This is a genomic window from Streptomyces nanhaiensis (assembly GCF_046614825.1).
In the GTDB taxonomy this organism is placed as follows: Bacteria; Actinomycetota; Actinomycetes; order Streptomycetales; family Streptomycetaceae; genus Streptomyces; species Streptomyces radiopugnans.
This window is the reverse complement of the sequence record NZ_JBKJFM010000200.1, coordinates 1-9,120: the sequence shown is the minus strand read 5'-3', so window position 1 is coordinate 9,120 and position 9,120 is coordinate 1. Positions and strand designations below refer to the sequence as shown.

Below are 9,120 nucleotides of genomic sequence, written 5' to 3'. Positions count from 1 at the left end.
CAGCCGGCGGGCCGCCCGCGCACGGCGCGGGCCGGCCGCCGGCCGGGCGGGCACGGCGGGGGCTGGGGCAGCGGGCATCTGCGACCTCGGACGGTATGCGGACGGACGGGCCGACGTGCGGACAGGACGGGACACAGCCGGTTCCGCGTCACGGAAGCCGCGGAACCGGCCAGCTCAGGTTAGGTGAACCTAACCACCTATGTCACGGAGTGCACAATGTGGGACATGGCTTCTCGTGCGGTGACGGTCGGCTTCGACCTGGACATGACGTTGATCGACTCGCGCCCCGGCATCCGGGCGACCTATCTGGCCCTGGCCGCCGAGACCGGCGCGTACATCGACGCCGACCTCGCCGTCACCCGCCTCGGACCGCCGCTGGAGGTCGAGCTGGCGCACTGGTTCCCCGAGGAGGCGATCGACGAGGTCGGCGCACGCTACCGCGAGCTGTACGTGAGCCACGCCATCGAGCCGACCATGCCCATGCCCGGTGCCCGGGAGGCGGTGGAGGCGGTCCGGCGGACGGGCGGCACCGCGATCGTGGTCACCGCCAAGCACGAGCCCAACGCCAAGCTCCACCTCGACCACCTGGGCATCGAGCCGGACGCGGTGATCGGCTGGCTGTGGGCCGAGGCCAAGGCGGAGGCGCTGGTCGAGCACGGTGCGGGCGTCTACGTCGGTGACCACCTGGGCGACGTGCGCGGGGCGCGCGCGGCCGGGGCCCTGTCGGTGGCGGTGCCGACGGGCCCGTGCGGCGCGGCGGAGCTGCGGGAGGCGGGGGCCGATGTGGTGCTGGAGGACCTGACGGCCTTCCCCGCCTGGCTGGAGGCGTACGCGTCGGCCTGAGCCGCGCTGGCCCGGACCGCGTCGGCCCGAGCCGCGGCCGCGACGGCCGCGGCCGTACGCGTCGCGCCCTCCGCTACCGGCGGACCGCCTCGCGCGCCTCGCGGCGCTGCACCGCGATCGACCGCAGCACACCGGCGCCGGCGATGGCGAAGCCGACGCCCATCAGCATGCTGACGAGGTACGCGGCCGTGGGCAGCGGGTCGGATCCGAGGAACAGGGGCGTGATGGTCGCGAGAGTGGCCACCGCGCCGACGACGAAGACGACGGCGCCGATGCGGACGAGCAGATCTCCCGCGCGGGACGTTTCACTGGTCACCGGGACAGGGTAGTTCCGTGTGAAGACACGCGCGGGGCACGGGGGAGGCGGTTCCGGGGCGCCTTGTCACCGGGGAGCGGATCATTAGTCTTGGTGACGGCGGGTCACACGGCCCGCCGCGTTCCTGTGCGGAACCGTTGCCTTTCGAGAAGTCGTTGTTTCCCTGACAGCTCCCTGACAGTTTTCCCGACAGGACGTAGCCCGGTTCATCCGGACGAATGACGAGGACGAGGACAGACGTGCCTACCGGCAAGGTCAAGTGGTTCAACAGTGAGAAGGGTTTCGGTTTCCTCTCACGCGACGACGGCGGTGACGTCTTCGTCCATTCGTCGGTGCTCCCGTCCGGGGTGGACACGCTGCGGCCCGGACAGCGCGTCGAGTTCGGGGTCGTCGCGGGCCAGCGCGGTGACCAGGCACTCTCGGTCACCCTGCTGGACCCGGCCCCCTCCGTGGCCGCCGCCCAGCGCCGCAAGCCGGACGAGCTGGCGTCGATCGTGCAGGACCTCACCACCCTGCTGGACGGAGTCGCGCAGCAGCTGGAGCGGGGCCGCTACCCCGACCGCCAGCACGGCCACAAGATCGCGGGCATGCTCCGCATCGTGGCCGACCAGCTCGACGTCTGACCGGGCGCCCGGCCGTACGTCCGGGGTGCGGGGCCCGGGCCCCGCACCCCGCAACGGCCTACCGCACGAAGTCCAGCGCGCCGGGACCCAGGGGCGGCACCAGCTCCTCGGCCGCGGCGCGCGTGAGCAGCCCGCGCACCGCCGCGTAGCCGCTCTCGCCGAGGTCGGCGGTGAACTCGTTGACGTACAGCCCGATGTGCCGGTCCGCGACCGAGGGGTCCATCTCCTGGGCGTGCTCCAGCACGTAGGGCCGTGACGCCCGGGGGTCCTCCCAGGCCATCCGCACCGAGGCGCGGGCCGCCCGGGCGAGCGCCCGCAGCGTCGGCGCGCCCAGCGACCGCCTGGCGATGACCGCGCCCAGCGGGATCGGCAGCCCCGTGGTGCCCTCCCAGTACTCGCCCAGGTCGGCGAGCCGGTGCAGTCCGTAGTCCTGGTAGGTGAAGCGGGCCTCGTGGATGACCAGCCCGGCGTCCACCCGGCCGTCGCGCACGGCGGGCATGATCTCGTGGAAGGGCAGCACGGCGATCTTCCCGACCCCGCCCGGCACCCGCTCGGCCGCCCACAGCCGGAACAGCAGGTACGCCGTCGAGCGCTCGCTCGGCACCGCGACCGTCGCACCGCCCAGCCCGCCGGCCCCGGCCCCCGGCTCGCGGGTGAGCACCAGCGGGCCGCAGCCGCGCCCCAGGGCGCCGCCGCACGGCAGCAGCGCGTACTCGTCCAGCACCCACGGCAGAACGGCGTAGGAGACCTTCAGCACGTCCAGCTCGCCGCGCTCGGCCATGCCGTTGGTGACGTCGATGTCCGCGAACGTCACGTCCAGCTCCGGCGCGCCCGGCACCAGGCCGTGCGACCAGGCGTGGAAGACGAAGGTGTCGTTGGGGCAGGGGGAGTAGGCGATCCGCAGCGGCCGCTCAGTCCTGGCGCCGGTCAAGGTCCCTCCAACCGTCGAGTACGGGAACGATCCTGCCGAAGGCCGCGGTCAGGGCGTCCAGCGCCTCCGCGAAGCGCCAGGCGGCGCGGTCGCGCGGACCCACCGCGTTGGAGACGGCGCGGACCTCCAGTACGGGTACCCCGCCGCAGGCCGCCGCTGCCTCCGCGACTCCGAAACCCTCCATCGCCTCGGCCAGCGCGCCCGGGTGCCGGTGCGCCAGCAGCGCGGCCCGCTCGGCGGTGCCGGTGGCCGTGGAGACCGTCAGCACCGGGCCCAGCGCCGCGCCGGCCGCCTCGGCGACGGCCCGCGACAGCCCCTCGGGCGGCAGGTGGACGGTGGTGCCGAAGCCCAGCTCGGACACCGATGCGAAGGGCTCGGGCCCGGCCGGGGTCTCGGCGCCCAGGTCCGCGGCGACGATCTCGGAGGCGACGGCCACCGAGCCGACCGGGGCCAGCGGGGCGAAACCGCCGCCGATGCCGGCCGAGACCACCAGACCGTACGGGCGGCCCCCCGCCGAGCGCCGCTCCAGCGCCACCGCGGTACGGGCCGCCGCGGCCGCGGGCCCGGCGCCCGCGGCCAGCACGTCGATGCCGGCCGGGGCGCAGGCGACGGCCACCGCGTCGCGCTCGGCGGGCACGGCCGTGACGACCAGGACCGGCACCGGGGCCGGCGCGGCCTCCGCGGCGGAGCGGCGGGACGGTACGGGGCTCAGTCTTCGCTCTCGCGCTCGAGCTCGAAGTTCCACACGCCCCGGTAGTTGCTGCCGTCGTACTCGACGATGCTCAGCTGCACCGACTGGGGACTGCCGCCCTGCTGGTCGCCGCCGTTCTGGAAGAAGGCGTCGCCGGAGAAGCTGCGGTACGTCTTGGTGATCCGGTCCGTCACCGCGGGCTGGCCGTTGAGGAACAGCACCCAGCCGTCCTCGGCGATCTCGGGGTCCACGCCGATGCGCAGCAGGTCGCCCTGGCCGACGGTGATGGAGGTTTCGGTCCCCTCCTTGGCGCAGGACAGCACCTTCTCCTGCGAGATCTTGCCGTTGTCCTCGTAGCAGGCGGCTTCCGTGGACACGCTGTCGGAACCGACGGTCACGGTCGCTCGGGGAGTCGGCTTCTCGCAGGCGGAGAGGGCGACGAGCCCGAGGGTGGCCGCACCGATGGCTACGGCAGTGCGGATGGTGCGGCTGCCCTTGCCCCGGGAGATCGTGTGGGTCATAGCACGCAGGCTACCCGGCGGTTCCGCTCAGGCGACGCGCGGGTGGGGCGTGCCGTGCCGCGCGGCCGACAGCAGGGGCCGGACGGTGGCGAGCGCGCCCACCGCCACGATCACCCCGGCCACGCCCATGCCGACCGGTCCGATCAGCGGCAGCGCGATCCCGACGGCGCCGCCGACCACCCACGACATCTGCATCAGCGTCTCGGAGCGGGCGAAGGCGGAGGTGCGCACCACCTCCGGCACGTCCCGCTGGATCAGCGCGTCCAGCGACAGCTTGCCCAGCGCCTGCGCCAGCCCGGCGACGGCCGCGACCACGGGCACGGTGACCGTGCCGTACAGCACCGCCGCCACCACGGTGGCGGCCAGGGCCAGCGCCAGCACCGACGCGATGATCATCTCCGGGACGCGGTCGCGCAGCCAGGCGCCCAGCGCCGTGCCCAGGGCGTTGCCGCCGCCCGCCGCCACGGCCACGACGCCCAGTGAGACCACGGGGTCCAGGCCGGCCAGGGGGTGCTCGCGCAGCATGAAGGCGAGGAAGAAGGTGAGGAAGCCGGAGAGGGCGCGCAGGGAGGAGTTGGCGAGCAGGGCGTTGAACACGGAGGCGCCCACGGTGCGCAGGCCGGGCCTGCGGGGCCTGCCGTTCCCGCTCCCGTTTCCGCCGCCGCCATTGCCGACGCCGCCCTTCCCCGCGGTGCTCCCGTCCCCGCTCGTGCCGCCGGCCTTGTCCCCGGTCCTGTCCCCGGCCTCCGAGGGGGAGCTCCCGGCGGCGGGGGCGCCGGGGGCGTCTGCGGGAGCGTCGGTGTCGCCGCCGCCGTCCGCGCTGTGCGCGGCCTCGTAGGCGGTCAGCAGGGCCCGCCGCTCGCCCTTGGCGGAGTCCACCTTGTGGGGCAGCGAGAAGGACAGGAACGTGCCGATGACGAAGACGGTGAAGGCCCCGTACAGCGGCCAGGACGGCCCCAGGCTGTGCAGCGCGGCCCCGACCGGCGCCGCCGCGCCGGTGGCCAGCAGCCCGGCCAGCGTCACCCGCGAGTTCGCCTTCACCAGCGAGATCCGGTGCGGCAGCAGCCGGGGCACGACCGCCGATCTCACCACCCCGTACGCCTTGGAGGCCACCAGCACCCCCAGCGCCGCCGGATACAGCTCCAGGCTGCCGGTGGCCACCGCCCCGGCCATGCTCAGCGCCAGCAGCGCCCGGCCCAGCATCGACCCGGCCATCGCGGCGCGGCGGCCGTGCGGGATGCGGTCCAGCAGCGGCCCGATGACCGGTGCGAGCAGCGCGAAGGGGGCCAGGGTGACGGCCAGGTAGAGCGCGACGCGCCCGCGCGCCTCGCCGGTGGGGACGGAGAAGAAGATCGTGGACGCCAGGGCGACGGTGATCATCATGTCGCCCGCGGAGTTCACCGCGTGCAGTTCGATGAGCTTGCCCAGCCCGGACTCGCCCGCGCCCTGGGCGTGGGTGGCCTTCCGGATGCGCCTGCCCAGCGCGCGGGGAGGCGTGTGTACGGCGCGGACGATCGCCCGCGCCGTACGTCGGAATCGCCCCTCGCCGTGCTGGGGCGTCCTCAAGGCAGCCACGTCGTCAGTGTGCCCTACCGCCCGCCGCCTAGCCGGGCTCCTTCGGCTGAAGGTTTTGGTTGAAGGTGCGACGGTCGGCGGCGTACGCGCGTGGGGTAGCGTGGGGGAGATGGTGCGCTCCGCCCGATGGGAACGCTTGGGTCCGGACGTCGCAGCGGTCCTCTGGTCCGCTCCGTCCTCACCCGTCTGACCTGGGCGTACGGTAGGCGCACTCGCGAAACGGCGTAGGAGAGAATCGATTCTTGTGAGTGCTGCGATGCGAGGCCGTACCCCTGATCGCCTGTGCGCCGAGGCGGTTGAACTGGCTCGGGAGGCGGCACGGGAAGCCGCGTTCCCCGGCCGGATCGGCGACCATCTGGGTGCCGTCGCCGAGGGGGACCGCGTCGTCACGCACTACTTCGAGTGCCTGGAACCGGGCTACCGCGGCTGGCGCTGGGCCGCCACCGTCGCGCGGGCCTCGCGGGCGCGGGTGGTGACCGTCGACGAGACGGTGCTGCTGCCCGGCCCCGACGCGCTGCTCGCCCCCGAATGGGTGCCCTGGAGCGAACGCCTGCGCCCCGGCGACCTCGGCCCCGGCGACCTGCTGCCCACCGAGGCGGACGACCCGCGCCTGGAGCCCGGCTACACCGGCGGCGGCGAACCCTCCCCGCACGCGGCGGTCGTGGAGTCCGCCTGGGAGGAGGCCGGCGCCGAGGGCCCGGCCGAGGCCGAGGACGCCGACGTCGTCACCAGCGAGCCCGGTGCGCTCCCCGGCGCTCCGGCGCGCGGCAGCATCGCGGCGGTCGCCGAGGAGATCGGCATGGGCCGCCCCCGGGTCCTGTCCCGCCAGGGCCTGCACGACGCCGCCGACCGCTGGGAGGAGGAGTTCGGCCCCCGGACGCCCATGGCCCAGGCGGCCCCCGCCTCCTGCATGAGCTGCGGCTTCCTGGTGCCGATGGCGGGCTCGCTGCGCCAGGCCTTCGGGGTGTGCGCCAACGAGTTCTCCCCGGCGGACGGCCGCGTGGTCTCCCTCGCCTTCGGCTGCGGCGGCCACTCGGAGGCGGCCGTCATGCCGAAGACGCCGCGCCCGCCGGCGCCGGTGATCGACGAGACGAGGGTGGACGAGCTGCCGCTGGACGGCGGGGCGGACGCCTCGGACGGCGGCGCGGGAGGCCCGGAGGCGTAGGGCCTCCGTACCCGCCCCCGGGCACCGCCCCGGCCTCCGGCCCCGGGCGCCGCCTCCGCCACGGCACCGCCCCGGCCCTCGCCCCGCCCCCGTCACAGTCCCGCCTCCGTCACAGTCCCGGAGCGCCCCAGAGCGGGAACCAGCGGCTCAGGTCCGGCTCGATGTTCAGGTCGTCCTGGAGGGCCGCCCTGACCTGGAGCTCCAGCGGGTTGTCGCGCTTCTGGCCGGGCAGCGGGGCGAAGGGGTAGAACGTGCCGCGCTTGTAGAGGTAGACCAGCGCGAGGGGCTGCCGTCCGGAGGCGCGGAAGGCGACCAGCGAGCACAGCAGCTGCGGGCCGAAGCCGCTGTCCCGCAGCGTGGCGTTCACCGCGTGCAGGTCGTTGACCAGGGAGGGCAGCTCGTCGGGGGCGCGGCGGGAGAGCAGCCAGGAGTACCCGTAGTCGTCCTGGCTGAACTCCACCGTCCCGCCGGCGCGCTCGGAGTCCGCGCCCAGCAGGGCCTCCACCTCCTGCCGGATCCGTGTGAAGGCGCCGCCCTCGATGCTCGCGAAGCACACCGAACCCGCCCCGGTGGGGGCCAGACCCGCGGCGGCCTGGAGGGTGATCGCCGCCGAGGGCAGGGCGAAGAGGCGGTCGAGGTCGGGCCGGACCGGCTTGCTCCGGCCGAACAGGACGTCCAGCAGGCCCACGGCGGCTCCTTCCGGATCAGGTTCTCAGGACGCCTCGCCGCCCAGCCGCTCGGAGATCTCCGCGAGCGCCTCCAGACGGCGGTCCAGGCTGGGGTGGGTGGAGAACAGCCCGGCCACCGTGCTGCCGGGCCCGAGGGCGGGGGTGAAGAAGAACGCGTTGAACGCCTGGGCCGTGCGCAGGTCCCGGGTCGGGATCCGGGCGATGTCGCCGCTGACCTTGGTCAGGGCCGAGGCCAGGGCGGAGGGCTTCCCGGTGAGCATGGCCGCGGCGCGGTCGGCGGCCAGCTCGCGGTAGCGGGACAGCGCCCGGATGAGCAGGAAGCTGAGGGCGTACACGACGGCGGAGACCAGCATGACCATCGCGAACACGGCGGCGGTGTTCTGGTCGCGGCGGCCCCCGCCGAACAGCTGGGAGTAGAAGGCGAAGCGGACGACCAGCCCGGCCAGCACGCCCAGGAACGAGGCGATGGTGATCACCGCCACGTCGCGGTGGGCGACGTGGGACAGCTCGTGGGCCAGGACGCCCTCCAGCTCCTCGGTCTCCAGGCGCCGTGTCAGCCCGGTGGTCACGCAGACCACGGCGTGGTCCGCGTCGCGGCCGGTGGCGAACGCGTTGGGCAGGTCCATGCCCGACACGGCCACCCGCGGCTTCGGCATGTCCGCAGTGGCGCACAGCCGGTCGATCACCCCGTGCAGCCGCGGCTCCTCCTCCGGGGTCACCAGGCGGCCGCGCATGGCGTACAGGGCGACCCGGTCGGAGAACCAGAACTGCGCGCCCAGCAGGACGGCGGCGATGACGACGACCAGGACGAGGGAGTCCAGCAGCACGATCAGCGCGCCGACGAACCCCACGTACAACAGCCCGAGCAGGAACATCGTGAGCACCATGCGCCCGGTGAGCCGCCGGTCGGGCTCGAAGCGGCTGCGCATCACGCACCCGCCCCGCAAGCCCGGCCCCCGCCGCGGGCCCGTACAGCGGTCGTGACCCTCATGTCCATCGGGTCCTCCTGTCCGCCACGCTCCCGCCGGACGGGACCGTGGACCGAGACACGGTTGCCTTTCCTCCCTGTATACCCCAATGTCCCGAATCGCCCCTTCCCGGCCGTGGACGGGGGCCGACCCGCGCCACCGGCGGCCCGGCGCGCACGAGGCACGCCGGACGCAGTACCGTCGCCCGCAGACAGGCAATCGGGCTCGTCCCGTGACTGGACGTGGCGGAGGAGACGGACACGTGAGCGGCACGGTGCTGGTGCAGGGCGCGGACGACGGAGCGGATCCCTTCGACACCGCACGGCTGCGCCGCGGCGTACTCGACGCCTGGGCGGCGTCCCCCGCGCGCTTCCGCGAGGACGCCAACGCGGAGGAGGACCTGGCCCTCGGCGGCTACCGCGACCGGCTGGTGGTCGAGCTGGCCCAGAACGCCGCCGACGCCGCCGCCCGCGCCGGCGTGCCCGGACGGCTGCTGCTCACCCTGCGCGGCAAGGTGCTGGTGGCCGCCAACACCGGGGCGCCCCTGGACGCGGCCGGCGTGGAGTCCCTGGCCACCCTGCGCGCCTCCGCCAAGCGCGACGAGGAGACGGCCGGCGGACCGGGCGGCCCCCGGGGACCGGGCGGCCCCCAGGCGGGCCCCGTCGGCCGCTTCGGCGTCGGCTTCGCCGCCGTCCTGGCCGTCAGCGACGAACCCGCCATCGTCTGCCGCACCGGCGGCGCCCGCTGGTCGCTGGCCGAGGCCCGCGAGATGGCCGCCGAGGCCGCCGCCCGCAACCC

General features: G+C 74.8%; 11 protein-coding genes. 4 read left to right on the top strand and 7 right to left on the bottom strand.

Translation table 11 applies throughout. The features are described from left to right. The first annotated feature begins 225 nt into the window (after positions 1 to 225). On the top strand, positions 226 to 843 hold the full coding sequence (locus ACLIYP_RS27620; protein ID WP_412715822.1) for an HAD family hydrolase: 618 nt from the start codon (positions 226 to 228) through the stop codon (positions 841 to 843). Between the two features lie 73 nt (positions 844 to 916). Here ACLIYP_RS27620 and ACLIYP_RS27615 read toward each other — a convergent pair whose 3' ends face one another. Further along, positions 917 to 1,159: a hypothetical protein gene (locus ACLIYP_RS27615; protein ID WP_412715821.1), complete on the bottom strand. Its 243-nt coding sequence runs from the start codon at positions 1,157 to 1,159 to the stop codon at positions 917 to 919. 239 nt (positions 1,160 to 1,398) lie between these two features. On the opposite strand from ACLIYP_RS27615, the gene ACLIYP_RS27610 reads away from it, so the two are divergent. Continuing rightward, positions 1,399 to 1,782: a cold-shock protein gene (locus ACLIYP_RS27610; RefSeq protein ID WP_093658953.1), complete on the top strand. Its 384-nt coding sequence runs from the start codon at positions 1,399 to 1,401 to the stop codon at positions 1,780 to 1,782. Positions 1,783 to 1,840: 58 nt separating this feature from the next. On the opposite strand, the gene ACLIYP_RS27605 is transcribed toward ACLIYP_RS27610, so the two are convergent. From ACLIYP_RS27605 to ACLIYP_RS27590, 4 genes are read right to left on the bottom strand one after another with little or no spacing between them, the layout of a single operon-like run. After that, positions 1,841 to 2,713: a 1,4-dihydroxy-6-naphthoate synthase gene (locus ACLIYP_RS27605; protein WP_412715820.1), complete on the bottom strand. Its 873-nt coding sequence runs from the start codon at positions 2,711 to 2,713 to the stop codon at positions 1,841 to 1,843. Further along, positions 2,694 to 3,374, bottom strand: coding sequence for a futalosine hydrolase (locus ACLIYP_RS27600; RefSeq protein WP_412715819.1), 681 nt, complete (start codon positions 3,372 to 3,374; stop codon positions 2,694 to 2,696). Before ACLIYP_RS27600 ends, ACLIYP_RS27605 begins: the two co-directional genes overlap by 20 nt. A gap of 47 nt (positions 3,375 to 3,421) precedes the next feature. Then, positions 3,422 to 3,925, bottom strand: a complete 504-nt coding sequence (locus ACLIYP_RS27595; protein WP_412715818.1) for a DUF2771 domain-containing protein — start codon at positions 3,923 to 3,925, stop codon at positions 3,422 to 3,424. Positions 3,926 to 3,952: 27 nt separating this feature from the next. After that, on the bottom strand, positions 3,953 to 5,491 hold the full coding sequence (locus ACLIYP_RS27590) for an MFS transporter (protein WP_412715823.1): 1,539 nt from the start codon (positions 5,489 to 5,491) through the stop codon (positions 3,953 to 3,955). A gap of 265 nt (positions 5,492 to 5,756) precedes the next feature. On the opposite strand from ACLIYP_RS27590, the gene ACLIYP_RS27585 reads away from it, so the two are divergent. Next, on the top strand, positions 5,757 to 6,665 hold the full coding sequence (locus tag ACLIYP_RS27585; RefSeq protein ID WP_412715817.1) for a DUF3027 domain-containing protein: 909 nt from the start codon (positions 5,757 to 5,759) through the stop codon (positions 6,663 to 6,665). Positions 6,666 to 6,774: 109 nt separating this feature from the next. On the opposite strand, the gene pspAB is transcribed toward ACLIYP_RS27585, so the two are convergent. Both pspAB and htpX read right to left on the bottom strand, forming a co-directional pair. Further along, complete coding sequence (pspAB, locus tag ACLIYP_RS27580) at positions 6,775 to 7,353, bottom strand: PspA-associated protein PspAB (RefSeq protein WP_412715816.1); 579 nt, start codon at positions 7,351 to 7,353, stop codon at positions 6,775 to 6,777. 24 nt (positions 7,354 to 7,377) lie between these two features. After that, a complete protein-coding gene (htpX, locus tag ACLIYP_RS27575; RefSeq protein ID WP_412715815.1) occupies positions 7,378 to 8,283 on the bottom strand; it encodes a zinc metalloprotease HtpX in 906 nt (301 codons plus the stop codon). A 301-nt stretch (positions 8,284 to 8,584) separates the two neighbouring features. On the opposite strand from htpX, the gene ACLIYP_RS27570 reads away from it, so the two are divergent. After that, the coding region (locus ACLIYP_RS27570; RefSeq protein WP_412715814.1) for a sacsin N-terminal ATP-binding-like domain-containing protein at positions 8,585 to 9,120 on the top strand (536 nt) is incomplete at its 3' end.